This is a genomic window from Paenibacillus sp. S28, assembly GCF_016624415.1.
Lineage (GTDB): Bacteria > Bacillota > Bacilli > Paenibacillales > Paenibacillaceae > Paenibacillus_AQ > Paenibacillus_AQ favisporus.
Genome location: NZ_JACVTM010000059.1, coordinates 1 through 307, shown reverse-complemented (window position 1 = coordinate 307; position 307 = coordinate 1). Strand labels below are relative to the sequence as shown.

The following is a 307-nucleotide window of genomic DNA, read 5'->3' as shown; positions in this document are numbered from 1 at the left end:
GCCTTATCCTCGAACGAAGGCGAGTTCGAAACGTCTACAACGACCTCAGCACCATGAAGTGCTTCTGCCAGTCCCTCACCTGTGAGGGTATTTACGCCCAAAGAACGCGAAGCGGCTGTTACCTCATGGCCGAGAACCTTTAGGTTATTCACGAGTTTGGTTCCAATTAGCCCACTGCCGCCAATAACTACAATCTTCATGTTGATCCTCCTAATTAGTTACCCATCTATGGGGCTTGTTTGCCTTTCATATGTAAGACAACACACCAATGAATTCTGTGACAGTCACGCCCTCCAATGTTTTCTTA

Annotated in this window: 1 protein-coding gene; it reads right to left on the bottom strand. The window is 47.2% G+C overall.

The window, feature by feature from the left end; translation table 11 throughout:
• The coding region (locus IAE55_RS33635) for an NAD-dependent epimerase/dehydratase family protein (RefSeq protein WP_200634985.1) at positions 1-200 on the bottom strand (200 nt) is incomplete at its 3' end.
• Positions 201-307: the final 107 nt, after the last annotated feature.